This is a genomic window from Polaromonas sp. (assembly GCF_043778355.1).
In the GTDB taxonomy this organism is placed as follows: domain Bacteria; phylum Pseudomonadota; class Gammaproteobacteria; order Burkholderiales; family Burkholderiaceae_C; genus Polaromonas.
Window position 1 is genome coordinate 1 of the sequence record NZ_JAYWHI010000052.1, and the last position, 23,662, is coordinate 23,662.

The 23,662-nt window shown below is 62.6% G+C and carries 20 protein-coding genes and 1 pseudogene; 14 read left to right on the top strand and 7 right to left on the bottom strand.

The annotated features are described in order from the left end of the window. Positions 1-633: pseudogene (locus ACH2CW_RS08375) on the bottom strand (indolepyruvate ferredoxin oxidoreductase); the annotation flags it as partial. A 211-nt stretch (positions 634-844) separates the two neighbouring features. On the opposite strand from ACH2CW_RS08375, the gene ACH2CW_RS08380 reads away from it, so the two are divergent. Continuing rightward, on the top strand, positions 845-1,750 hold the full coding sequence (locus tag ACH2CW_RS08380) for a LysR family transcriptional regulator (protein ID WP_395057014.1): 906 nt from the start codon (positions 845-847) through the stop codon (positions 1,748-1,750). Positions 1,751-1,916: 166 nt separating this feature from the next. On the opposite strand, the gene ACH2CW_RS08385 is transcribed toward ACH2CW_RS08380, so the two are convergent. Then, positions 1,917-2,819, bottom strand: a complete 903-nt coding sequence (locus ACH2CW_RS08385) for a LysR family transcriptional regulator (protein WP_395057016.1) — start codon at positions 2,817-2,819, stop codon at positions 1,917-1,919. A gap of 103 nt (positions 2,820-2,922) precedes the next feature. Between ACH2CW_RS08385 and ACH2CW_RS08390 the strand changes: the two genes are divergently transcribed. The 3 genes from ACH2CW_RS08390 to ACH2CW_RS08400 all read left to right on the top strand — a co-directional run bounded on the left by ACH2CW_RS08390 (position 2,923) and on the right by ACH2CW_RS08400 (position 5,538). After that, entirely contained in the window at positions 2,923-4,089 is a 1,167-nt protein-coding gene (locus ACH2CW_RS08390) for a mandelate racemase/muconate lactonizing enzyme family protein (protein ID WP_395057018.1), read from the top strand. 156 nt (positions 4,090-4,245) lie between these two features. After that, positions 4,246-5,226 (top strand): sulfite exporter TauE/SafE family protein, encoded by a 981-nt coding sequence (locus tag ACH2CW_RS08395; RefSeq protein WP_395057020.1) that lies wholly within the window; start codon positions 4,246-4,248, stop codon positions 5,224-5,226. A gap of 18 nt (positions 5,227-5,244) precedes the next feature. Then, complete coding sequence (locus tag ACH2CW_RS08400) at positions 5,245-5,538, top strand: LysR substrate-binding domain-containing protein (RefSeq protein ID WP_395057143.1); 294 nt, start codon at positions 5,245-5,247, stop codon at positions 5,536-5,538. A 245-nt stretch (positions 5,539-5,783) separates the two neighbouring features. On the opposite strand, the gene ACH2CW_RS08405 is transcribed toward ACH2CW_RS08400, so the two are convergent. The 4 genes from ACH2CW_RS08405 to xdhA form a co-directional block, all read right to left on the bottom strand. Continuing rightward, positions 5,784-6,110, bottom strand: coding sequence for a cupin domain-containing protein (locus ACH2CW_RS08405; RefSeq protein ID WP_395057022.1), 327 nt, complete (start codon positions 6,108-6,110; stop codon positions 5,784-5,786). Between the two features lie 22 nt (positions 6,111-6,132). Beyond that, the gene (locus ACH2CW_RS08410; protein WP_395057023.1) at positions 6,133-8,415 is read right to left on the bottom strand and encodes a nitric-oxide reductase large subunit; all 2,283 of its coding nucleotides are present in this window, start codon (positions 8,413-8,415) and stop codon (positions 6,133-6,135) included. A 248-nt stretch (positions 8,416-8,663) separates the two neighbouring features. Beyond that, complete coding sequence (gene xdhB, locus ACH2CW_RS08415) at positions 8,664-11,060, bottom strand: xanthine dehydrogenase molybdopterin binding subunit (protein WP_395057025.1); 2,397 nt, start codon at positions 11,058-11,060, stop codon at positions 8,664-8,666. Beyond that, positions 11,057-12,607 (bottom strand): xanthine dehydrogenase small subunit, encoded by a 1,551-nt coding sequence (gene xdhA / locus ACH2CW_RS08420; protein ID WP_395057027.1) that lies wholly within the window; start codon positions 12,605-12,607, stop codon positions 11,057-11,059. The genes xdhB and xdhA overlap by 4 nt, the downstream gene beginning before the upstream one ends. Before the next feature lie 72 nt (positions 12,608-12,679). Here xdhA and ACH2CW_RS08425 point away from each other — a divergent pair, with 72 nt between their 5' ends. The 6 genes from ACH2CW_RS08425 to ACH2CW_RS08450 all read left to right on the top strand — a co-directional run bounded on the left by ACH2CW_RS08425 (position 12,680) and on the right by ACH2CW_RS08450 (position 19,627). Next, positions 12,680-13,612 carry a LysR family transcriptional regulator gene (locus tag ACH2CW_RS08425; RefSeq protein WP_395057029.1) on the top strand — a complete coding sequence of 311 codons (933 nt, stop codon included), beginning with the start codon at positions 12,680-12,682 and terminating at the stop codon, positions 13,610-13,612. A gap of 66 nt (positions 13,613-13,678) precedes the next feature. After that, positions 13,679-15,325: an ABC transporter ATP-binding protein gene (locus ACH2CW_RS08430; protein ID WP_395057031.1), complete on the top strand. Its 1,647-nt coding sequence runs from the start codon at positions 13,679-13,681 to the stop codon at positions 15,323-15,325. Then, a complete protein-coding gene (locus tag ACH2CW_RS08435) occupies positions 15,312-16,376 on the top strand; it encodes an ABC transporter permease (RefSeq protein ID WP_395057033.1) in 1,065 nt (354 codons plus the stop codon). Before ACH2CW_RS08430 ends, ACH2CW_RS08435 begins: the two co-directional genes overlap by 14 nt. Next, positions 16,376-17,296 (top strand): ABC transporter permease, encoded by a 921-nt coding sequence (locus ACH2CW_RS08440; RefSeq protein WP_395057035.1) that lies wholly within the window; start codon positions 16,376-16,378, stop codon positions 17,294-17,296. The genes ACH2CW_RS08435 and ACH2CW_RS08440 overlap by 1 nt, the downstream gene beginning before the upstream one ends. A 50-nt stretch (positions 17,297-17,346) precedes the next feature. Further along, positions 17,347-18,495 carry a BMP family ABC transporter substrate-binding protein gene (locus ACH2CW_RS08445; RefSeq protein WP_395057037.1) on the top strand — a complete coding sequence of 383 codons (1,149 nt, stop codon included), beginning with the start codon at positions 17,347-17,349 and terminating at the stop codon, positions 18,493-18,495. An 88-nt stretch (positions 18,496-18,583) separates the two neighbouring features. Continuing rightward, positions 18,584-19,627 (top strand): adenosine deaminase, encoded by a 1,044-nt coding sequence (locus tag ACH2CW_RS08450; RefSeq protein ID WP_395057039.1) that lies wholly within the window; start codon positions 18,584-18,586, stop codon positions 19,625-19,627. An 8-nt stretch (positions 19,628-19,635) separates the two neighbouring features. Here the strand turns inward: ACH2CW_RS08450 and ACH2CW_RS08455 are convergent, their stop codons facing one another. Then, the gene (locus ACH2CW_RS08455) at positions 19,636-20,427 is read right to left on the bottom strand and encodes a response regulator transcription factor (RefSeq protein WP_395057041.1); all 792 of its coding nucleotides are present in this window, start codon (positions 20,425-20,427) and stop codon (positions 19,636-19,638) included. A gap of 132 nt (positions 20,428-20,559) precedes the next feature. On the opposite strand from ACH2CW_RS08455, the gene ACH2CW_RS08460 reads away from it, so the two are divergent. The 4 genes from ACH2CW_RS08460 to guaD all read left to right on the top strand — a co-directional run bounded on the left by ACH2CW_RS08460 (position 20,560) and on the right by guaD (position 23,614). After that, positions 20,560-20,946, top strand: coding sequence for a surface-adhesin E family protein (locus ACH2CW_RS08460; RefSeq protein WP_395057043.1), 387 nt, complete (start codon positions 20,560-20,562; stop codon positions 20,944-20,946). A gap of 319 nt (positions 20,947-21,265) precedes the next feature. Beyond that, positions 21,266-21,898, top strand: coding sequence for a 7-carboxy-7-deazaguanine synthase (gene queE / locus ACH2CW_RS08465; protein ID WP_395057045.1), 633 nt, complete (start codon positions 21,266-21,268; stop codon positions 21,896-21,898). Next, on the top strand, positions 21,898-22,260 hold the full coding sequence (locus tag ACH2CW_RS08470; RefSeq protein ID WP_395057047.1) for a 6-pyruvoyl trahydropterin synthase family protein: 363 nt from the start codon (positions 21,898-21,900) through the stop codon (positions 22,258-22,260). Before queE ends, ACH2CW_RS08470 begins: the two co-directional genes overlap by 1 nt. A gap of 55 nt (positions 22,261-22,315) precedes the next feature. Then, on the top strand, positions 22,316-23,614 hold the full coding sequence (gene guaD / locus ACH2CW_RS08475; RefSeq protein WP_395057049.1) for a guanine deaminase: 1,299 nt from the start codon (positions 22,316-22,318) through the stop codon (positions 23,612-23,614). Positions 23,615-23,662: the final 48 nt, after the last annotated feature.

A 23,662-nucleotide genomic window follows, 5' to 3' on the forward strand; every position in this document is an offset into this window, starting at 1 on the left:
TTCCATCAGTTGCCGCTTGGAGATCGCCGGTGGCCGGTTGTCCTTGCATTCAAAACTGCCGCGCACATGGCAGGCGCGTATGCGCAGCTCCAGGATGGCCGGCATATTGGAGGCTTCAGAGATGCGAAACCCATGCTCGACCATCTCCACCATCTTGCCGAGGTCGGGCCGCGGATCCAGCAGGCACATGGACGACTTCAGCGCATAGGCATGGGTGCGTTCCTGGATGACGCTGGCGCCTTCGCCGTAGTCCTCGCCGACCACGATCAGCGCGCCGCCGAGCACCCCCGGCGAGGATAAATTGGACAAGGCATCGGCCGCGACGTTGGTGCCCACTATCGACTTCCAGGTGACTGCGCCGCGCAAGGGGTAGTGGATGGACGCGCCCAGCATGGCGGCGGCCGAGGCTTCGTTGGAACAGGCCTCCACGTGCACGCCGAGTTCGTCCATATAAGGCTTGGCCTGCACCATGACGTCGAGAAGGTGAGACACCGGCGCCCCCTGGTAACCGCCCACATAAGCCACGCCGGACTGCAGCAGCGCTTTGGTGATCGCGAGGATGCCCTCGCCGTGGAAAGTCTCGCCGCTGTTCAGCCGCAGCGACTCGATTTCCTTGCTGAATGAAACTTCCAAGTGGTATCCCCTTTTTCTGTCATTGCGGGCTCGCCCCCGCAATCCAAGTCGCAGATACACGCGTCGGTGGCTCTTGCGGCATGGATCCCGGATCAAGTCCGGGATGACACCGAACGGTGAATTCCGAGGCTGGCCCGGACTGGCAAGGCGAAGTTTGGTCGCATCCACACCATGAATCAATAGAATATCCAGACTATCTGGTATTCATTCAATGCATATAAAAGACATCGACCTGAACCTGCTGCGGCTGTTCGACGCGGTCTACCGCACCCGCAATGTCAGCCGCGCGGCCGAGTTGATGGACCTGACGCAACCGGCCGCCAGCCAGGGGCTGACGCGCTTGCGCCTGCTGATTAAGGACCCGTTGTTTGTGCGTGCCGGGGGTGGCGTGCAGCCCACACCCAAAGCCGACCGGCTGGCCGGCGCGGTGCGCAGCGCGCTGGCCACGCTGGAGCAGGCACTCAACGAGTCGGCTTTATTCGAGCCGCTGCTGTCGCGCAAGGTGTTTCGCATCCACATGAGTGATATCGGTGAGGCGCGTTTTCTGCCGGAGCTGATGGTGGCCCTGCGCCGGCTGGCGCCCGGCCTGCGGATTGAGACCGCACCGCTGGCTGGTGGCGACATTGCCGCTGGCCTGGACAGCGGACGCATCGACTTTGCCTTCGGTTTTTTGCCGACTGTCAAGGATACGCAGCGCGTGCAACTGCTCAAGGACCGCTACATCGTGCTGCTGCGCGACGACCACCCGTTCACCCGCCGCCGCCGCAGCGGCCAGGCCTTGCTCGATGCCTTGCACCAGCTTGAATTTGTCGCGGTGCGCACGCATTCCGACACGCTGCGCATTCTCGAACTGCTGCAACTCGAAGACCGCCTGCGCCTGACCACCGAACATTTCATGGTGCTGCCCTCCATCGTCAAGGCGACCGACCTCGCGGTGGTGATGCCGCGCAATATCGCGCAGATTTTTGCAGCCGACGGCGGCTACACCCTGATCGAGCCGCCGTTCCCGCTGCGTGACTTCACGGTCTCGCTGCACTGGAGCAAACGCTTCGAGGCCGATCCGGGCAACCGCTGGCTGCGCGGGGTGATCGAGGAACTGTTCCGGGAGAAGACTTGAACGCAAAAGCACTGGATTGATGCCGGCAAACAGCGGCTTGGCGTGACTTTGTCATTGCGGGCTTGACCCGCAATCCATGCCTGGCGAGCCGATGCAGCGAAACATGACATGGATCCCGGATCGAGTCCGGGATGACAACCTCTTCGCTTTTGTCAGTTCATTTGACTCAAGCTGGCGCGCCAGCCACCTTGCGCCAGAAGTTTTCCGCCGCCGGCGGCACAGCAGCCTCGCTGCGAAACAGCCGAATGTCGAGTTCAATCGACCACTCGGGGCCGCCGGCGGCCACCAGACGCCCGCTGGCGAGTTCTTTGTCAATCAGGCTCAGCGGCAGCCAGGCCACGCCGCGCCCGTCGAGCGCCATGGTTTTGAGCACCGAGGCCAGATGCGCGGTGAAGACCGGCTCGCTTCCCGACTTTTCAATGGCACCGCTGCGCAGAGCGCGCACGATGCGGCCGAGTCCCGACTCGCTGCTATACGCCAAAAGGGGAACCTGTTTGTTGCTCGTAGAAAGCAGATGCCGGGCCTTACCGTTTTTTCCTGGGCTTGATACCGGCACCAGGGAGTCGCTGCCAACCTTGACCGAGCGGTACGCCGACGGGTCCAGCCGGCCCGGCACCTGCGCATGCCAGTGGCACAGCAAAAACTGCACGCGGCCCTGCAGCATCAGGGCCTCGCACTGCTGCATCACATCCGAGACCAGTTGAATCGGCCCCACCGGCGAGCCGGATTCCAGGCCACGCAACCAGGCTGGCAGGAAGGTGAAGGACAAAGCATGGGTGGACGCAAAACGCAGCGTGGCCGAGCTGGCGTCTGCCACGGCGCGTGCTTCATCGGGCACGCGCGCCACACGCGTGAGCATGTCCTGCGCCACCGACTGGAACCATTGCCCGGTCTCGGTCAGCGTGACCGGGTGTGTCGCGCGGTCGAACAGCGCCACGCCCAGCCACTCTTCCAGCGCCCGCACGCGGCGGCTGAAGGCCGGCTGTGTCATGTGGCGCTCGCTTGCCGCTCGCGAGAAATTACCAGTGCGGGCCAGCGCCAGGAAATCCTCCAGCCAGGTCAAATTCATGGGTGGTGCTTTGCGGGCATGGAACAAGAAAAATCCGGCATTGGACGCCGGGGCGGGAGGCGCCGATGATAGCCCCAACAGCAACAACTACCGAAGCCAGCCCATGAAGATCACCGACATCCGCGAAATCACCCAGCCCATCAAATCCGACATCCGCAACGCCTACATCGACTTCTCGAAGATGACACTGAGCCTGGTCGCGGTGGTCACCGATGTGGTCCGCGATGGCAAGCTGGTCATCGGTTACGGCTTCAACTCCAACGGCCGTTACGGCCAGGGCGGCCTGATCCGCGAGCGTTTTGCGCCGCGCATCCTGGAAGCCGCCCCAAGCAGCCTGCTGGACGCCAGCGGCAACAACCTGGATGCGCACAAGGTCTGGGCCGCGATGATGACCAACGAAAAGCCCGGTGGTCATGGCGAGCGTTCGGTGGCTGTCGGCACCATCGACATGGCGGTCTGGGATGCGGTCGCCAAAATCGCTGGCAAGCCGCTGTACCAGTTGCTGGCTGAGCGTTATGGCAATGGCACGCCAAACCGCAAGGTGTTTGTGTATGCGGCAGGCGGCTATTACTACCCCGGCAAGGACGACGCCAAACTGAGGGACGAAATGCGCAGCTACCTGGACCGCGGCTATTCGGTCGTGAAGATGAAGATAGGCGGGGCGTCGCTGGCCGACGACTGCCGGCGCATCGAGGCGGTCCTTGGCATGCTGGCGCCGGGCCAGCGCTTGGCGGTGGATGCCAACGGGCGTTTCGATCTGAAGACCGCCATCGCCTATGCCAAGGCGATGTCGGCCTACGACCTGTTCTGGTATGAGGAAGCCGGTGACCCACTCGACTATGCGCTGCAGGCCGAATTGGCCCCGCATTACGCCGGGCCCATGGCCACCGGCGAAAACCTGTTTTCGATGCAGGACGCGCGCAACCTGATCCGTTACGGCGGCATGCGCCCGGACCGTGACTGGCTGCAGTTCGACTGCGCACTCAGCTACGGCCTGGTCGAGTACCTGCGCACCTTGGACATGCTGAAAGAACACGGCTGGTCACCTGCGCGTTGCATCCCGCACGGTGGCCACCAGATGTCGCTGGCGATTGCCGCCGGTCTGGGTTTGGGCGGCAACGAGTCCTACCCGGACCTGTTCCAGCCTTACGGCGGCTTTCCCGACGGCGTGAAAGTGGTGGACGGTTACGTCACGCTGCCGGAGCTGCCGGGCATTGGCTTTGAGGGCAAGGCGGATTTGTATGCGGAGATGAAGGCGCTGGCGGGCTGAGCTTCGACAGGTTGATGGGCGCATGTTTACCCCGTAGCTTGCTCCCCTCGGTTTTGCGACAAGGTCGTCCCAATATATGGACATGACGACTCTGTCTTTGGTGATTGGGGCTGGCGAACTTAAGATCCGCCCGACCTCAAGCTACCGATTGCTCCCGTGAAGATTCGCCATATTGATTTTGATGACCAAAGCGTCAATCCGGAGCACCAGGCGCTGGGCATACCACCCATTGAGTACGAGGTTACTCATGCCATGGATCACCCGGTGCTTAGGGTGGCGGCTTACATGGTGGGCGCCGTGTTGATCGGCCTGACGCTTTACTTGACGCACCGGTTGTTCAATGGCTCAAGCAGCCAAAGTGGCATGATCATCATTGGCCAGGCGTTGCGAGACCCGATTTTCTGGAGCGCGGTGGCGGTGGGCTTGCTTGCGCAAACCATTGACGGCGCTTTGGGAATGGCCTACGGCATAACGTCCAGCAGCTTCTTGCTGGCCGTGGGGGTACCTCCGGCAATGGCCAGTGGCGCTACCCACTTGGCCGAAGTATTTACCACCGGGGTATCAGGCGTTTCGCATCTGAAAATGGGGAACATCAACAAGCGCTTGTTTCTCAGCCTTCTCATCCCCGGCATTGTTGGGGCATTGATTGGCACTTACATTCTGGCCAATGTCGATGGCCAGGCGCTCAAACCCTATATTAGTTTTTACTTGCTGCTGATGGGCTTGTATGTGTTCAGCAAAGCGTTCAAACGCATCCGCGCACAGCACGAAATCCACTTGAAGAAAGTAGTGCCTTTGGCCATGGTGGGCGGCTTTATGGACACCACTGGCGGCGGGGGGTGGGGACCGATTGTCACCACCACGCTGGTGGGTTCTGGCCACGACCCGAAAACTACCATCGGGTCTGTCAATTTTGCAGAATTTTTCCTGACAGTCACGGTGGCAGCATCGTTCTTCTCTATCCTGGATGAAACTGTCTGGCTGATGGTGGCTGGTCTGGCCATGGGCGGACTTGTCGCTGCGCCCTTTGCTGCATACATCACCAAACACCTGAAAACAAAAACCTTGCTGATGCTGGTCGGCACCGTCATTACCACCGTGAGTTGCTACAACCTGTACCGCGCTGTGGGAGCTTGACGCTCGGTCGAGGCCGGCCTGCTGGCAGCAGGGGTTGGCGTCAGAAACTCGGTCGAGATGGGTAGCCGCGAAGGCGTGCGCGAAGCCGTCGCTCAGGGCCTGGGGCTGGGGGTGGTCTCAGACGGCGCGTTCACCGAAGACCACCGCGTGGTCACGCTGCCGGTGGAGGGGCTGGTCCCGCACAACCACGTGCAAGTGGTGTGTCGCAAAGGACGCGCCGCTGTCCAGCTGATCAGCAGCTTTCTGCAGACGGTGCGGCAGTTGGGGGCGGTGGGCGGGGCGGGTAGCGCTACTAAAACAATAGCTGGTTAAGACCGTTGGACAGGGCTGATGGCGGTTTTTGTAATCAATGAAGGCGCGGAACGCTGCAGGAGGCAGTCCCAGACCGGACTGCCGCCAGCGCAGCCTTCTTCAAGGGCAGCATTTGTTCGTCCGTATCCGCATCGACATAAAGAGCCCGGCTGCAAGGTGGCTAAGGTGTCCGAGGCCAGGCGGGCGGCGTCCGAGTGGTCCTCAGTGGACATACAAAACGATTGATTTCACCTGACATGTATCGCTCAGGCTTGAAACACCGTCACCAGTAACAGCGTGTCCAGAAAAGCCCGCACGCCGTGAGGCTCTGCAGCGGGTAGCATGACGAGCGTTCCGGCTGCAAGCCGGGAGGCGCGCGTTGGGGTCGTGACCTCCGCCTCACCGGAAAGGCAGTGAATCGTGATCTCGCCTGGCACGTGGTGCTCAGGCAGCACATGGCCTGCGGGCAGAGCCATTCGAATCAGCTGTATCCGCGAGGTTTTCAGCAGACTGGTGCTGCTTACCCTCTCCTGGTGCGCCCCGATCATCAGGAGATCAATCACGTCCATCGCTTGTGCGTGCTTCAAGGCCATTTCTTTTTCCTGTTGACTTGTTTCACACCCGAACTTCGCCAGAACCGTGCACCGGCTGCTTTGGCGCGGGCGCCTTGCTCAGCAGACCGGCAACCACCTGCAGTGCCATTGCAATAGCACCGACGATGAACACCACGTCACCGAAGGTGCGCACCCAGCGCAGGTTCTGTAGCAGCGGCTGCTGCATGAAGTCCTCACTGCGGGCGTACCACAAGCCATGGCTGACGCTGGCGTGGAACTGGATGACCCCGATCGGCAGCAGGCTGGTAAAAATCATCAGCATCAGCCCGGCGTTCAGACCCCAGAACGCGGTCTTCATCAAGGGCGCGCTGAACGCATGGTTGGGCCGCAGGTAACGCAGTATCAGCAGCGTGAAGCCCAACGCGAGGAAACCGTACACCCCGAACAACGCAGCGTGTGCATGCACCGGCGTGGTGTTCAGGCCCTGGACGTAGTACAGCGAGATGGGCGGGTTGATCATGAAACCGAAGACACCGGCGCCCAGCATGTTCCAGAAAGCGACGGCGACAAAGCACATCATGGGCCACTTCAGCTTGTCCATCCAGTCCGCACGTGACCGGAGCCGCCAGTTTTCCCAAGCTTCGTGGCCCAGCACAATCAGCGGCACCACTTCGAGTGCGCTGAAGCTGGCGCCGACGGCCATCACAGGTGTGGTGGTACCGGCAAAGTACATGTGGTGAAAGGTGCCGGGAATACCGCCCAGCATGAACAGTGATGCAGAGGCCAGGCTTGCGGTGGTGGCCATGCGCACAGAGACCAGGCCCAGTGTCGAGAAGATGAAAGCAAGCGCCGTAGTCGCAAAGACCTCGAAGAAGCCCTCAACCCACAGGTGCACCACCCACCAGCGCCAGTACTCCATTACCGAGAGGTGGGTGCGCTCACCGTAAAACAATCCAGCGCCGTAAAAAAGTCCAATGGCGCCGACTGATGCGGTGAGCAGCGCGAGCAGATTCTTGTCACCACCCTTGGTCAGCAAGGCCGGCACCACGCCGCGCAACATCAGTACCAGCCACAGCAAAATGCCGATGTACTTGCCGATCTGCCACAACCGGCCCAGGTCCACATACTCGTAGCCCTGGTGGCCAAGCCAGAAGTTCCACTCGGGTGGCATCACCTGCGCAATCGCGAGGTAGTTGCCAGTGAAAGAACCCACAACAACAAGAACAAGTGCCCAGAACAGTACATCGACGCCGATTTTCTGGAACTTCGGGTCCTTGCCGTCATTGATGAGCGGCGCCAGAAACAGCCCTGCGGCGAGAAAACCGGTCGCGATCCAGAACAGCGCCGCCTGTATGTGCCACGTCCGCGTCAGCGAATACGGAAACCAGCGCGAAACATCGATGCCGTAGAACTGCTGGCCCTCAACCGTGTAGTGCGCGGTGAAGCCACCGACAAAGACCTGAAAAATAAACAGGGCCACGACCAGGAACAGGTACTTGCCAAGACCTTGTTGCGACGGCGTCAGCGCAAAAGTGGTCAGCGGGTCGCACGCAGCGGGTGCCGGCAGCGGTTCGTCGTGTTTGCCCAAAAAGGCCCAGGCCCACACCAGAAAGCCCACGCCCGCCAGCAGTACCACGATGCTGGCGATGGACCAGACGATGTTTTCGGCGCTGGGCTGGTTGTCGATCAGCGGCTCATGCGGCCAGTTGTTGGTGTAGGTCGCCTTCTGACCCGGCCGCTCCGTCGCGGCGGCCCAGGCCGTCCAGAAAAAAAACTGTGTCATCTGCCGGCGCCGCTCGGCGCTGGGAAGCGTGTTCTCTTTCATCGCAAAATGCTCGCGGCTTTTCTGCAGCGAAGGAGCGTCTGAAAACAGCAGGTCGTAATACGCGCCGGTCTGCGCAATGGCCTGAACGCGGCGAGCAGAAAGTTTCAGCACCTGCGCTTCATCGACCCGGTTGCCACGGTACTCTGACTTGAGCTGCTGGCGCAGGGCGGCTTGCGTCGGCCCGTCGAGCACACCGTAGGGCTTGCCATGCAGTTGTTGCGCAGCCAGGTCCAGCCAGGCGGTGAGCTCGCGGTGCAGCCAGTCGGCCGTCCAGTCAGGCGCCTGGTATGCGCCATGACCCCAGATGGAGCCCAGTTGCATGCCGCCCACCGACTGCCAGGCCGTCTGGCCGTCCAGGATGCCTTCGCGGTCGAACAGAACCTTGCCGTCCTGTGTCGTCACCTGCGCCGGTATCGGCGGCGCTTGGCGGTACACCTCCACGCCGAAGTAACCCAGCAGCGAGAAAGTAAGGATCAACACGCCGATCAGCGCGAACCAAAGTTTTTTGTAGGAGCCCATAAGATTTCCCCTGATTGATGCCCTGCAGTCCGTGCGACGCGTTGTCGCGGCAGGCTGTTTCCGGTATGAACAGGCGCTGCGTGGTTTGCGTCGCTATTGATTAAGCGGGCGGCATGGCAGGAGGAGCTTGATATAGGTCAACAGCGTGGGCATTGCCGGGTGGTGCTTACCATGGCTGCGTGCACACAAGGCGTGTTATGGGGGGCATGGCCAATGGGCCGTGGGGTGTGCCAAGTCGCACTACGGCGCTATCGATACCCGACGGCCTTGAGCACATTCTCCGCAGTGGCCGGTGCCACCATCACCACCGGCTCATGCCCCGCCTTCATAGCGCCCACTGCTTCCCGCATGGCCTCATACACACTGATCGCCAGCATGAAAGGTGGTTCGCCGACGGCTTTGCTGCCGCCTACGTTGTCTTCGCGGTTGGCTTCGGGCCACAGGTCGACCTTGAAGTGTTCGGGGATGTCGCCGGTAGCGGGGATCTTGTAGGTGCTGGGCGCGTGGGTCGCGAGGTAACCCTTGTCGTTCCACACCAGTTGCTCTGTCGTCAACCAACCCATGCCCTGCACAAAACCGCCTTCGATCTGGCCGATGTCGAGCGCCGGGTTGATGGAGGTGCCGACGTCGTGCAGGATGTCGACCTTGAGCACGCGGCTCTCGCCAGTCAGCGTGTCGATGGCGACTTCGCTGCAGGCGGCGCCGTAGCTGAAGTAATAGAACGGCCGGCCGGTCAGGGTGGTCTTGTCGTAGTGAATTTTCGGTGTGCGGTAAAAGCCGTCGCTCCAGAGCTGGATGCGGTTGGCATAGGCGGCTTTGACCACCTCGTCAAAGCTGCGCGTCGCCTTGGGTGAGATCACCTGGCCGCCCTGGAAACGAATGGCGCCTGCGCCGCAACCATCCAGGCCCGCTGCGAAGGCGGCCAGGTTGTCGCGCACGTTGCGGGCGGCGTACTGGGCGGCGCGGCCGTTCAGGTCGGTGCCGCTGCTGGCGGCGGTGGCCGACGCATTGGGCACCTTGCTGGTGTCGGCGGCCGTGCAGCGCACACGCTCGAAGGGCACGCCCAACTCGTCGGCAACGATCTGCGCAACCTTGGTGTTCAGACCCTGGCCCATCTCGGTGCCGCCGTGGTTCACCTGCACGCTGCCGTCGGTGTACACATGCACCAGCGCGCCGGCCTGGTTGAAAAAGGTTGCGGTGAAGCTGATGCCGAACTTGACCGGCGTGATCGCAATACCGCGCTTGATGATCAGGCTCGCCGCGTTCCATGCCGAGATGGCGTTGCGCCGCCGCCGGTAGTCAGAAGTTTGCTCCAATGTTGATAGCAGCGGGGCGAGAATGTTGTCCTCGACCTTCATCTGATAGTGGGTGACATTGCGCTCGTTGATGCCGTACAGGTTGCGCATGCGCACGTCGAAGGGGTCCAGGCCGAGCCTGCGGGCAATGTCGCCGAGGATGCTTTCGATCACGATCACGCCCTGCGGGCCGCCGAAGCCGCGGAAGGCGGTGTGGCTTTGCGTGTTGGTCTTGCAACGGTGCGAAACAATCTCGACGTCGCTCAAAAAGTAGGCGTTATCGGCATGGAAGATGGCGCGGTCGGCGACCGGGCCGGACAGGTCGGCCGAAAAACCGCAGTCGGCCAGCATGGTGAGCTGCAGCGCGGTCAGCAGGCCGGAATTGTCATACCCGGCGGTGTAGTCGTAGGCAAAGGGGTGGCGCTTGCCGGTGACCATGAAGTCGTCGTCGCGGTCCAGCCGCAGCTTGACCGGGCATTTGAACTTGCGCGCCGCCAGCGTGGCCCACACGGCCAGATGCCCGGCCTGCGTCTCCTTGCCGCCAAAGCCGCCGCCCATGCGCCGGCACTCGACGGTGACAGCGTTGTTCCCTATGCCCAGCGCATGCGCCACCCAGTGCTGGATCTCGCCGGGGTGTTGTGTGCTTGAGTAAATCCACCACTGGCCCTGCTCCAGCGGCAGGGCGTAGGCGACCTGGCCTTCGAGGTAGAAGTGTTCCTGCCCGCCGACTTCGAGCTGGCCGGTGAGTGTGTGTGCTGACTTTTTGAGCGCGGCTTCCGGCTCACCGCGGCGCACCACCACCTTGGGCAGCACATAACTTTGCGCGGCGTGGGCGGCGCGCGGGCCGAGCAGGGCGGGCAGCGCCTCAATGGTTTGTTTGACCAGCCGCGCTGCCCGGCGCGCCTGCATCACGGTGTCGGCCACCACCAGGCCGATCACCTGGCCGACGTGCTGGACGTCGTCGATGGCAAAGATGGGTTCATCGCCGACAAAGGTGGCCAGCATCTTGTCGCCGGGAATGTCCGCCGCCAGTACCACGCCGCGCACGCCGGGCATGGCCAGCGCCGCGCTGGCATCCACGCCGCGCAGGCGCCCGTGCGCGACGGTAGAAAGAATCGGCGCGGCATGCAGCGTGCCCTTGACCTCGGGAATGTCATCAACATAAGTGGCGCTGCCGGCCACCTGGGCGCGCGCGCTTTCGTGCGGGCGCGACACACCCATAGCCGGGCCGGGCGTGGCGGGGGCGTGCGGTGACTCGGTGGCGGGCGCGATGTTGCGTTCGCCAGCATCGGCCGCGCCACCGGGGCCGCCGCCGTCAGCGGCGGTGAAGTCGGAGTCGCGTTTGTTCATGCCTGTGCCCCTGACATGTCATTGCGGGCTTGACCCGCAATCCATGCCGGCGACGCCGCAGGCTGTGGATCCCGGATCAGGTCCGGGATGACAACCGATTCCAGATTGATGTGCTGCAGGCCCTGGCTTTCGAGCCAGAAGCGTTGCAGCAGGTTGCCCAGCACCTCGCTGCGGTAGGCGGCGGATGCGCGCATGTCGCTCAGCGGCGTGAACTCGCCGCGCAAGACGTCCATGGCTTCGCGCACGGTGGCCTGCGTCCACGCCTTGCCGAGCAGAAAAGCTTCCGTGTGCACGGCGCGGGCCGGAGTGGCTGCCACGCCGCCTGCGCCCAGGCTGACCGTCGCAACCTTGCCGTCGGCCAGCTGCATGTTGATGACCAGGCAAACCGCTGAAATGTCATCGTCGTAACGCTTGCTGATCTTGTAGGCGCGGAGCGCCTCGCCAGCCTCTGGCAGCGGCACCTTGATCCACGCCAGCACCTCGTCGGGCGCCATCACGTTTTTCCGGTAACCGGTGTAGAGCGATTCCAGCGGCATCTCGCGGTGGCCGCGCACGCTCATCAGCACGACATTCGCGCCCAGTGCAATCAGCAGCGGCATCGAGTCGCCAATCGGCGAGCCGTTGGCCACGTTGCCGCCAAGTGTGCCGGCGTTGCGCACGGGCAGGCCCGCAAAGCGTGCGGCAAACGTTGCCAGTTGCGGCCGGTCGGCGACCAGCGCAACAAAAGCGTTGGCCAGCGTGACGGCGGCGCCTATGGCGATGTGATGCGGGTAGCGCTCCACCTGCCTGAGTTCCTCGACCTGGGTGATGTCCAGCACCTGGTCAAACTGCCTGTGCATCTTGGTGACCCACAGGCCCACGTCGGTGCAGCCAGCGACAAGTTGGGCGCCGGGATGGGCGGCGCGCGCTTCAAGCAGCGCTGCCAGGGAGCGGGGGGATTTGTAAGCCAAATCGGCCTCCAGCCGATGACTGGCGGGCGCCAGCAGCTTTAGTTTTGATAGCAAATCGGCTTCGTCAAGCTTGACGGCAGGCAGTGAGGCCATCTGCTGCGCGGCGTCAAGAATCGGTCGGTAGCCGGTGCAGCGGCACAGATTGCCGGACAACTCTTCCTGCGCCAGTTCGCGGGTAATGGATTTTCCGCAAGCGACATGGTTTTGGTACATGCCAAAGAGGCTCATGACAAAGCCCGGCGTGCAAAAGCCGCACTGCGACCCGTGGCAGTCCACCAGGCTTTGCTGGGCCGGGTGCAGCGTGCCGTCGGCAGCAGCCAGATCCTCCACCGTCCACAGCGCCTGGCCGTCGACAGAATGGGCCAGCTTGATGCAACTGTTGACAGCCCGGTACGACATGCGCCCGCCCACGGCTTCGCCGACAACGACGGTGCAGGCACCGCAGTCGCCTTCGCCGCAACCTTCCTTGGTACCGGTGAGTGCCAGGTCTTCGCGCAGCACCTCCAGCAGCGTGCGGCTGGGTGGTACATTGGCGAGCGAGACCAGCTCGCCACCCCTGAAGAATTGAATGATTTTGAGAGGCGATTGAATGTCCATGCGCACTAGGGTAAGACTATTTGCCTTCAGCCGGTATACCGATCGTCATATCAGGCCAATGTACAAAAAGGTATGAAAGACCAGGCCTTATTCGACAAGATAGACCTCCATCTCATAAGGGTCTTGAACATCGTGCTGACCGAACGCAGCGTTTCACGCGCCGCCATCCGCCTAGGAATGTACCAACCCGCCGTCAGCGCGGCGCTCAAGCGTTTGCGCGAGCTGGCCGGTGACCCGCTGCTGGTGCGTTCAGGCGCCGGCATGGTGCCTACTGACGCCGGTTTGCGCATGATCGAACCTTCGGCGAGCATTTTGCGTGCCGCCGAAGTGATGTTCAGCGATGCGCGCGGGTTTGACCCCGCCACCGCGACCCACACCTTCAGCCTGGCCTGCAGCGACTACATGGACCCGCTGTTCCTGCCGCAACTGGTGGCGCAGATCAAACACCATGCGCCGCTGTGCCAGATCGACATCCACGCGCTGTCCGGCGAGTCCGACTACCGCACACGCCTGGCCCAGGGCGAGTTTGATCTGGTGGTGGGCAACTGGCCGGCACCGCCCGACGACCTGCACATGGCACGGTTGTTCGCCGACGAGGTGGTCTGCCTGGTCGCCAGCAACCACCCGGTCATGCGCCGCGGCTGGGACAGTGCCAGCTGGTTGGCGGCCGAGCACATTGCGCCGACACCGACGCACCCCGGCGCCAAAGGCGTGATCGACGTCCACCTGGACGGTCTCGGACTGCAGCGCAATATCACGGCGCGTTGCCCGCATTTCGGTTTGATCCCGGCGATGGTCGCTTCGAGCCTGCTGGTGTTGACGACGGGCCGGCAGTACTGCGAGCGCTTCACTGACACGCTGGCGGTGAAGGTGTTGCCCTGCCCGATCGCCTTTCCGCAAATGGTGTATTACCAGCTCTGGCATGAACGCACACACGCCTCGGCATCGGCAAGATGGTTGCGTGAACGGGTCAAGGCGGTGGCGGCGTCGCTACAAAAACAATAGCTGTTTATGCAGGTCAGATAAGGGCTAGAGCCTGAAAACACTTATAAAAATCAACCAGACGAGACAATGACCACTTCCACTCCCCCAGCCGGGGCACACGCTGGCGCGGCACCGCGCCTTCAGCTCACCGGCATCACCAAGGCCTACCCGGCGGTGGTTGCCAACAGCGAAGTGTCGCTGACGGTCCAGCCCGGTGAGATCCACGCCGTGCTCGGCGAAAACGGCGCTGGCAAATCGACCTTGATGAAAATCATCTACGGTGCCGTCAAACCCGATGCCGGCACGGTACGCATGGACGGCCAGGACGTGGTGGTGCGGAACCCGCAGGAGGCGCGGGCACTCGGCATCGCCATGGTGTTCCAGCACTTCAGCCTGTTTGACACCCTGACTGTGGCCGAAAACGTCTGGCTCGGGCTGGATAGAAGTCTCAGTCTGGCGGAGGTGTCGCGTCGCATCGAGACCACCACGCGGGAGTATGGCTTGCAACTCGATCCGATGCGGCCGGTGCACACGCTGGGTGTCGGCGAGCGCCAGCGTGTGGAAATCGTCCGGTCGCTGCTGACCGATCCCCGGCTGTTGATCCTTGACGAGCCGACGTCGGTACTGACGCCGCAGGCGGTCGAAAACCTGTTTGTCACCTTGCGCCGGCTCGCAGCGAATGGTTGCAGCATTTTGTACATCAGCCACAAGCTGCATGAGATCCGCGAACTGTGCACCGCCTGCACCGTGTTACGCGGTGGCAAGGTCACCGGCGTGTGTGACCCGCGCCAGGAGTCCAACGCCTCACTGAGCCGCTTGATGATTGGCGCCGAGCCACCGGCACTGGAGCACAGGGAGCTGGCGCTGGGCGCAACCGTGCTCGATGTGCGCGATTTAAGCCTGAGCCGTGAAGACCAGTTTGGCGTGGACTTGCAGCAGATCACGCTGCAGGTGCGGGCCGGTGAGGTGGTCGGGATTGCAGGCGTCTCGGGCAACGGGCAAAAAGAGCTGCTGTATGCGCTGTCGGGCGAAGACACGCGTGCACCGGCAGCAGCCATCCAGGTCGCTGGGCAGGGCGCGGGCCGGCTGAACCCGGCGCAGCGCCGCGCGCTTGGCCTGCATTTTGTGCCTGAAGAACGGCTGGGCCGCGGCGCGGTGCCGGCGCTGAGCCTGGCGCACAACCTGCTGCTCACGCGCAAGAACGCGGTCGGGCGCGGTGGCTGGTTGCAACTGCGCACGCTGCGCGCGCAGGCGGCGGCCATCATCGAGCGTTTCCATGTCAAGGCCGGCGGGCCGGGTGCGGCGGCGCAATCCTTGTCGGGCGGCAACCTGCAGAAATTCATCGTCGGGCGCGAGGTCGCGGCGAAGCCCGCGCTGCTGATCGTCTCGCAACCAACCTGGGGCGTGGACGTGGGCGCGGCCGCGCAGATTCGCGGTGAAATATTGAAGCTTGCCGGCAGCGGCTGCGCCGTGCTGGTGGTCAGCGAGGAACTGGAAGAGCTGTTTGACATGAGCGACCGGCTGTACGTGATGGCCAAGGGCCAGCTTTCTCCGCCGTTGTCGCGTGCCGAAGCCACGGTGGCGCTGGTGGGTCAATGGATGAGCGGGTTGTGGGCACAAAGTACCGTTCACTCTGAGTCCGCCCTTCGACAAGCTGAGCATGATCGGGACGCAGTGGCTTCGACAGGCTCAGCCCGAACGGGTAGTGAAGGGAGCGCGCATGCTCAAGCTTGAAGCCCGCCCGCAGCCCTCGAAGCTGTGGAGTTTTGGTTCGCCGCTGCTGGCGCTGCTGATCACGGTGCTGATCGGCGTGTGTCTGTTTGTGGCGCTTGGCAAAGATCCGGTGCGCGGTCTTCAGGTTTTTTTCTGGGAGCCCATCAAGTCACCGTATGCGCTGGGCGAACTGATGGTCAAGGCCACACCGCTGTTGATCATTGCGCTGGGTCTGGCTGTGTGTTTTCGCTCCAACGTCTGGAATATTGGCGCCGAGGGTCAGTTTGTAATCGGCGCTGTGGCTGCCGGCGGCGTCGCGCTGCTGGCCGACAAAACCACAGGCCCGTGGATTGTTCCAGCCATCATCGCCGCCGGTGTGCTGGGCGGCATGGTGTGGGCTGGCATCACCGCGCTGTTGCGTGACCGCTTCAATGCCAATGAAATTCTGGTCAGCCTGATGCTGGTCTATGTGGCCGACATGGTGTTGAGTTATCTGGTGTTCGGCCCGTGGAAGGACCCGCAGGGCTACAACTTTCCGCAAACCAAAACCTTCGAGGCGATCACGCAGATTCCGCGCCTGATGACTGGCTCGCGCGTCAGCATTGGCCTGCTGATCGCCCTGGCGGGCGCGGCGGCGTTATGGATTTTTCTGTTTCGCACCTATGCCGGGTTTGCCCAGCAGGTCGGTGGCCTGGCTCCCAGCGCCGCGCGGTATGCGGGCTTTTCCTCGCGCAAGGCTCTGTGGATTGCACTGCTGACTTCCGGCGGCGCCGCAGGTTTGGCCGGGGCGCTGGAGGTGGCTGGGCCGATTGGCCAGCTCACGCCTTATGTGCCTGCAGGGTATGGTTTTGCCGCCATCATCGTGGCTTTTGTCGGCCGCCTGCACCCGGCGGGCATGGTGTTCTCGGCCATCCTGATGAGCATGTTTTATATCGGCGGGGAGCTTGCGCAGTCGCGCCTGGGCCTGCCCAAATCGCTGACGGGTGTGTTTCAGGGCCTGCTGCTGTTCAGCTTGCTGGCCTGCGACACGCTCATCGCCTACCGGATCAGGTTCCGAAAGGGGGCTCGCTGATGGACTCGACCGCCTTGCTTGTTGCCGCGACCTTGAGCGCGGGCACCGTACTGGCAATCGCCGCGCTGGGCCTGCTGATCAACGAAAAAGCCGGCATCGTCAACCTCGGCGCCGAAGGCATGATGCTGTGCGCCGCGATTGCCGGTTTCGCCACCGTGGTGCACACCGGCAACAGCTGGCTGGGTTTTGCAGCCGGCATGGCGGCCGGCGCCTTGCTGGCCGCGATTTTTGGCGTGCTGGTGATCTGGCTGAACACCAACCAGTACGCGACCGGCCTGGCGCTGAGCCTCTTTGGTGCAGGATTTTCAGCCTTTGTCGGCATCAGCTACGTGCAGGAAAAATTGCCTGAGCAAGCCAAATATGTGATCCCCTGGCTCGGTGATCTGCCTTTTGTCGGCCCGGCGCTGTTCCGCCAGCACCCCATGGTCTATGTCGCCATGGCCTTGACGGCCGGCCTGATCTGGTTTTTGTACCGCACGCGTGCTGGCCTGGTGTTGCGCTCGGTCGGCGAAAGCCCGGAATCGGCCCATGCCCTCGGTTATCCGGTGCGGCGCATCCGGCTCCTGGCCGTGGTCGCCGGTGGAGCACTGTGCGGTCTGGCCGGGGCTTATGTCTCTGTGGTGTACACGCCCCTGTGGGTTGAGGGCATGATTGCTGGCAAGGGATGGATTGCGCTGGCGCTGACCACCTTCGCGACCTGGCGCCCGGCACGGGTGTTGCTTGGTGCTTACCTGTTCGGTGGAGTGACCATGCTGCAGTTTCATTTGCAGGGCCTGGGGGTGGATGTGCCGCCCCAGTTCCTGACCATGTTGCCCTATCTGGCCACCATCGTGGTGCTGGTGCTGATCTCGCGCAACCCGCGCTGGATCCGACTGAACATGCCGACTTCCATAGGCAAGCCTTTTTACCCCGGTTCATAATCGGGCTTTTTTCGCCAAAACCTGGCTTAACCGTCGCTACAGGAGACGACATGACTGATCTGAAAAAACGCTCACTGCTCAAGCTGGCTGCCCTTTCGGCCGTCGCATCCGCCGCCCTGATCGGTTGCGGCAAGAAGGAAGAACCCGCGCCGGCACCGGCGCCTGCGCCGGTCGCCGCCGCACCGGCCAAGCCCGAGCCGCTGAAGATCGCTTTCGCCTACGTCGGCCCGGTCGGCGATGGCGGCTGGACCTTTGCGCACGACAACGGTCGCAAGGCCATCGAGAAGGAATTTGGCGACAAGGTGGTCACCAGCTACGTCGAGAAGGTGCCTGAGTCGGCCGATGCCGAACGGGTGATCCGCGACATGGCCGGCCAGGGCAACAAGCTGATTTTCGGCACCACTTTCGGCTACATGGAGCCTATGCTCAAGGTCGCCAATGACAACAAGGGTGTGAAGTTCGAGCATGCCACCGGCTACAAGACCGCCGAGAACATGCGCACCTACGACAGCCGGACTTACGAAGGCGCCTACATGGCTGGTGTGATCGCCGGCAAGATGAGCAAGTCGGGCACCTTGGGTGTGGTCGGCTCGATCCCTATTCCTGAAGTTGTGCGCAATATCAACGCCTTCACGCTGGGCGCGCAGTCGGTCAACCCCAAGGTCAAGACCAAAGTCGTCTGGGTCAACGAGTGGTTCAACCCGCCCAAGGAAACCGAAGCTGCCACCGCGCTGATCAACGGCGGCGCCGACGTGTTGTTCCAGAATACCGACTCGTCGGCCGTGCTGCAGACCGCCGAGAAGATGAACAAGCGTGCCTTCGGCTGGGATTCGGACATGACCGCTTATGGCCCCAAGGCCCACCTCGGTTCGGCCATCATCAACTGGGGCCCGTACTACATCAAGGCCGTCAAGGACGCGCTGGATGGCACCTGGGCCACCGGCCAGGTCTGGTGGGGCGTCAAGGAAGGCGCGATCGACATGGTGTCGATGGCTGCCGACGTGCCAGACGACACCAAGAAGCGTGTGGACGAAATCAAGGCCGGTCTGAAAGACGGCAGCTTTTCGATCTGGAAAGGCCCGATCATGGACAACACTGGCAAGGAACTGATTGCCAAGGACGTGGTGGCCGACGACAAGTTTCTCGGCGGCCTGAAGACCTACGTCAAGGGCGTGGAAGGCAAAGTGCCGGGCAACTGAGGCCGCCCTGCAGCGACCGGCGGCGGGGCTGCCGCCGCTTGCTGACCCAGGCTGCCTTCGCGCAGCCTTTTTGTTTTTAGGAGCTCACATGTACCGCGTGCCCGACATCTCTGCCGACCGTTTGCCCGCCTTGTTGCAGGCCATGCCCAAGGCGGAGCTGCACATCCATATTGAAGGCTCGCTGGAGCCGGAGCTGATTTTTGCGCTCGCGCGCCGCAACGGCGTCACGCTACCTTATGCGAGCGTGGACGCGCTGCGCAGCGCCTACGCCTTCACCAACCTGCAGAGCTTTCTGGATATTTATTACGCTGGCGCCAGTGTATTGATCCAGGAGCAGGATTTTTACGACATGGCGCACGCTTATTTCGTGAAAGCTGCGGCTGACAACGTCGTCCATGCCGAGCTGTTTTTTGATCCGCAGACCCATACCGCGCGCGGTGTGGCCATGGACACCGTGATCTTGGGCCTGCACCGCGCCTGCGTTGATGCGCAGGCCGAACTGGGTGTCAGCGCCTCACTGATTTTGTGTTTTCTGCGCCACCTGAGCGAAGCAGAGGCCTTCGAAACCCTGGAGCAGGCACTGCCGTACCGCGACAAGTTCATCGGTGTCGGGCTGGATTCCGGCGAGCTCGGCAATCCGCCGGAAAAGTTTGCACAGGTGTTTGCGCGTTGCCGCGAACTCGGCTTGCACCTGGTCGCGCATGCAGGCGAGGAGGGCCCGCCCGCCTACATCTGGACCGCGCTGGATGTTCTCAAGGTCGAACGTATCGACCACGGGGTGCAGGCCATCCAGGACCCCGCGCTGATGCAGCGGCTGGCGCAGGACCGCATTGCGCTGACCGTGTGCCCGCTGTCCAATCTCAAGCTCTGCGTGTTTCCGGACCTGGCGCAACACAACCTGCGGCAGTTGCTGGACGCCGGCCTGGCCGTCACCATCAATTCGGACGACCCGGCTTACTTCGGCGGCTACATGAATGACAACTTCATACAGACCTTTGCGGCCGTCGGCATGGACACGCGACATGCTTACACGCTGGCACGCAACAGCTTCGAGGCGAGTTTTATCGATGAGGCATTGAAGCGCCGTTACATCGACCGTCTGGAGGCATGTTTCGGGGAATTCCGCGTATAAACCTGGCGTCAGAGCAAAGACAGCGCCGGGGCGTCAGGCGCGGCCGGCAGCCCGAGCACGGTGCGCACCACATGCATCAGTGCATCGGCTTCAAAAGGTTTGGTGACGTAGCCGTCGGCGCCCCCCGCCAGGCCTTTAAGCACCGCCTCACGCGTGGCCTTGCCGGTCAGCATGATGACCGGCACAGCTTTCAGCAAGGGGTGCTGGCGCAAGCGCAGCAGGATGTCGAAACCGTCGGCGTCGGGCAGCACCACATCGAGCAGGATCAGATCAGGGGCCGGTTGTTTGCGGAACTCGGTCACGACCTCCTCACGGTTGCTCGCCACCCGAACCTTGAAACCCTCGAACATCAGGTAGCTCTGGATGAATTTGGCCAGCATGGGTTCGTCGTCCACCACAATGGCCGACAGCGGTTGACCGGGATCCCGCGGTTTGGCCGGGCCGCGCGGCCTGGCTATCCTGACGTAGTAGCCGGCTTTTTTCAGCGATGCTGCCCCCGAGTCGGCCTCGGCCTCGGCCAGGGTGACTGCAAAATCGTTCATTGTTGCGGTGAACTGCTCGGTGAAGGGATCAACTTCCGCCAGCGCGACCAGCTTCTTGTCCTGCAGTGTCATGACCGCTGCTGTAAAAACACCGGCGGGAGCGGGCGTCATGCCGGCCCTGAGCTGGCTCAGGCTTTGGGAGCCGTCGATTCTTACCAGCAGTTCGATTTCGGCTGGACTGAGGGATGTCGCTCCGCTGCGCAGCTCGTCCTGGCCTCGGGTCGTGAGCGCGTAAATATCCTTGTCATGTATCTGCATCTTGGCTGATTCCTTGGCCAGGGCCGCTATTTGCCCGCGATTATCGCCTCCCGGACCTGTCAAAGGGCAATTTCTGGGCCTGTCTCGCGTCGCGCCGCACTATGATTGTTGGAAAATTGCCGCCTCATCGCCATGAAACGCCTGCTCCTGTCCCTGGTTTTCTGTTGCCTCAGCACGGGCGCTGCGGCCCAATGGATGCCGGTCATGGTCGATGAGATGGTCATCACCTATATTGACCGCAACACCTTGCGTGGCAAGGGCGGCCTGATCCGGATGTGGTGGCTGATGGACTACCAGCTGGTCCAGATCAGCGACGAAAAGGGGTATTTCTCGCGCCTGCACCAGAGCGAGTTCGACTGCAAGAACCGGCGCCTGCGCATTCTTTCGGCGGCGTTGCTGTCAGAACCCATGGGCCATGGCCAGGTGGTCTTCGAGGACCAGGTGCCGCGCAGGTGGGAGCTTGTGCGGGAGGGCAGCTTCCAGGATGCCTTGTTTGACATCGCCTGCATCAATTATTGACCTTCGGCTGCTCTTGGCTCCCAAGGTCGTTCGCTGCGCTTAACTCCCCGCGCCCTGCAGGCCGGCATGTTTGGGGGCTGGCAGAAGCGGACCCGCGTCCCCAGCTGGTGAAGAGGTGGGATCGTGTGCTGGTTCTGAGCGGCTAAAATAGTGCTTGACCCGCGTGCTGTCCCGGCGCGCTGGTGTTTTTATTTTCCGGGGCCATGTAGAGGACCACCATGTATAAAAACCTCGTGACCACAGTCGTTCCGACGCGCGTGGCCGTCTGTTTTTCCTTCCCTGTTTCCCCTTCGCTTCTGGCAGTCGCAGGGAGCAGCTCGTGAGCTATCAGGTCAAGGAGATTTTCTATACGCTGCAGGGGGAGGGGGCCAACGCGGGTCGCCCTGCGGTTTTTTGCCGCTTTGCCGGTTGCAACCTGTGGTCGGGGCGTGAGCAGGACCGCAGATCGGCGATTTGCCGGTTCTGCGACACGGACTTTGTCGGCACGAACGGCAGCTTGGGTGGCAAGTTCGCCGGGGCGGATGAACTTGCGCGCCGAATCGAAACCTTGTGGCCATCCGGTGCCGGGAACCGCTTCGTGGTGATGACTGGTGGTGAGCCCCTGCTTCAGCTGGATGCCGCATTGATTGACGCCTTGCATGCGCGGGAGTTCGCCATCGCGGTGGAAACCAATGGCACTCTGGCGGCGCCGGACGGCATCGACTGGCTTTGCGTCAGCCCCAAGGCCGGTGCACCCTGGGTGCAGCGTGAAGGCCAGGAGCTCAAGGTGGTGTGGCCGCAGCCGCAACTGGCGCTTGACGAACTGGAGGCTGCAGGCTTCACCCATCGTTACCTGCAGCCCATGGACAACCCCGAGCGGCAGCGCAACACCGAAGCCTGTATTGAGCTATGCCTGGCGCGGCCGGTCTGGCGGCTCAGCCTGCAGACCCACAAAATTACCGGCATACGCTAATGAACTACACCATCAGCCAGAAATTTTTCTTTGACGCGGCGCACACGCTCAAGCGCGAGATCGAGACTGACAGCAGCCGCCGCGTACACGGCCATACTTACGATGCGGAAGTGTTTCTGACCGGGCTGCCTGATCCCCAGACCGGCATGGTGATGGACTTGGGATGGGTGCGGCGCGAGGTCGAGCTGCTGCGCGGGAAGCTGGACCACCATTTGCTCGACGAGGTTGCCGGCCTGGGCCCGCCCACGCTGGAAAACCTGTGCCGCTTTATTCTTGAAAATCTGCAGCCGCGGTTGCCTACCCTGAGTGCCGTGCGTGTCTGGCGCGCGTCGGTGGGGGACAGTTGCACGCTGCGCCTATAACGCCTATAGGCCAATGCTTATAGCCAAAGGCTGCTGCTGCGGTAACCTTGCAAGCATGAAAGCCTGGCGCGCCTCCCTCCTCTATTTTCCCGAGCCCGCGCAGGCGGCTCTGGAGACCGATGGCCTGCTGGTGGTCGGCCCGGACGCTGCCGGCCGGCAGGTGGTGCAGGCTGCAGGCAGCTACAGTGCGCTGGCGCCGCGCTTTCCCGATCTGGACATCAGCCACCTGCCGGGCCGCATCATCGCGCCGGGGTTTGTGGACATGCACATCCACTACCCGCAGCTTGATGTGATCGGCTCGCCGGCCGAAGGCCTGCTGCCCTGGCTGGAGAATTACACCTTCCCGCATGAAAGCCGCTTTTCGGATCCGGTGCACAACAGCGAGGCGGCCACCTTCTTCGTGGACGAGTTGCTGCGCCACGGCGTGACGACGGCGCTGGCGTTTGCCACCTCGCATCCGGCCTCGGTCAACGCGCTGCTGGGCGAAGCCCAGCGCCGCAGCCTGCGGATGATTGCCGGCAAGGTGCTTCAGGACCAGAATTCGCCGGACGGTGTGCGCGACGAAACCGAACAAAGTCTGCGCGACACCGAGGCGCTGATCACGCGCTGGCATGGCGTGGACCGGCTTGGCTACGCGATCACGCCGCGGTTTGTGCCAAGCTGCAGCGAGGCGCAATTGCGCGGCGCCGGCGAACTGGCCGCCCGTTACGCCGACGTCTGGATCCAGTCGCATGTGGCAGAAAACAAGGACGAGGTCGCCTGGGTGCGTGCGCTGTATCCGCAGGCGCGCAGCTATCTCAGCGTGTACGAGCAATTTGGCCTGTTGCGTCCGCGTGCGGTTTATGCGCACTGCATCCACATCGACGACGAGGACAGGGCGCTGATGCGCGGCACCGGCACGGCCGCGGCCGTCAGTCCGACCAGCAACCTGTTTTTGGGCAGTGGCTTTTTTGACTACCAGGCAGCCGACCGCACCGGTTTTCTCTATGGCCTGGCCAGTGACGTGGGCGGCGGCACCAGCTTCAGCCCCTTCCACACCATGCTGGCCGCCTATTACGTGGGGCGCGAAGGTCAGACCAAAGCCGGCGTGTCGCTGAGCCCGCAGCAACTGTGGTGGCAGCACACCGGCGGCGCCGCGCGGGCGCTAGGCCTCGAAGGTGTGATCGGAAACCTGCTGCCTGGTTGTGAGGCGGACTTTGTGGTTCTCGACCCGCAAGCCACGCCCCTGCTGGCGCGCAAGACGGCGCAGGCCGGCAGCCTGGACGAAATGCTGTTTGCGCTGATCGTGCTCGGCGACGACCGGGTCATTGAACAGGTCGTTATTTCTCAAGCCGAATCGGCATCTGGCCCATAACTGGCGGGCGGAATCAGCTATAAAAAATATAGCAAACAAGACGTTGAA

Excerpts from the sequence above, each read along its gene's own strand:
- ACH2CW_RS08380 (WP_395057014.1), top strand. The coding sequence starts at position 845 with ATGCATATAAAAGACATCGACCTGAACCTGCTGCGGCTGTTCGACGCG.
- ACH2CW_RS08385 (WP_395057016.1), bottom strand. The coding sequence starts at position 2,819 with ATGAATTTGACCTGGCTGGAGGATTTCCTGGCGCTGGCCCGCACTGGT.
- ACH2CW_RS08390 (WP_395057018.1), top strand. The coding sequence starts at position 2,923 with ATGAAGATCACCGACATCCGCGAAATCACCCAGCCCATCAAATCCGAC.
- ACH2CW_RS08405 (WP_395057022.1), bottom strand. The coding sequence starts at position 6,110 with ATGGCCTTGAAGCACGCACAAGCGATGGACGTGATTGATCTCCTGATG.
- ACH2CW_RS08410 (WP_395057023.1), bottom strand. The coding sequence starts at position 8,415 with ATGGGCTCCTACAAAAAACTTTGGTTCGCGCTGATCGGCGTGTTGATC.
- xdhB (WP_395057025.1), bottom strand. The coding sequence starts at position 11,060 with ATGAACAAACGCGACTCCGACTTCACCGCCGCTGACGGCGGCGGCCCC.
- xdhA (WP_395057027.1), bottom strand. The coding sequence starts at position 12,607 with ATGGACATTCAATCGCCTCTCAAAATCATTCAATTCTTCAGGGGTGGC.
- ACH2CW_RS08425 (WP_395057029.1), top strand. The coding sequence starts at position 12,680 with ATGAAAGACCAGGCCTTATTCGACAAGATAGACCTCCATCTCATAAGG.
- ACH2CW_RS08430 (WP_395057031.1), top strand. The coding sequence starts at position 13,679 with ATGACCACTTCCACTCCCCCAGCCGGGGCACACGCTGGCGCGGCACCG.
- ACH2CW_RS08435 (WP_395057033.1), top strand. The coding sequence starts at position 15,312 with ATGCTCAAGCTTGAAGCCCGCCCGCAGCCCTCGAAGCTGTGGAGTTTT.
- ACH2CW_RS08440 (WP_395057035.1), top strand. The coding sequence starts at position 16,376 with ATGGACTCGACCGCCTTGCTTGTTGCCGCGACCTTGAGCGCGGGCACC.
- ACH2CW_RS08445 (WP_395057037.1), top strand. The coding sequence starts at position 17,347 with ATGACTGATCTGAAAAAACGCTCACTGCTCAAGCTGGCTGCCCTTTCG.
- ACH2CW_RS08450 (WP_395057039.1), top strand. The coding sequence starts at position 18,584 with ATGTACCGCGTGCCCGACATCTCTGCCGACCGTTTGCCCGCCTTGTTG.
- ACH2CW_RS08455 (WP_395057041.1), bottom strand. The coding sequence starts at position 20,427 with ATGCAGATACATGACAAGGATATTTACGCGCTCACGACCCGAGGCCAG.
- ACH2CW_RS08460 (WP_395057043.1), top strand. The coding sequence starts at position 20,560 with ATGAAACGCCTGCTCCTGTCCCTGGTTTTCTGTTGCCTCAGCACGGGC.
- ACH2CW_RS08470 (WP_395057047.1), top strand. The coding sequence starts at position 21,898 with ATGAACTACACCATCAGCCAGAAATTTTTCTTTGACGCGGCGCACACG.
- guaD (WP_395057049.1), top strand. The coding sequence starts at position 22,316 with ATGAAAGCCTGGCGCGCCTCCCTCCTCTATTTTCCCGAGCCCGCGCAG.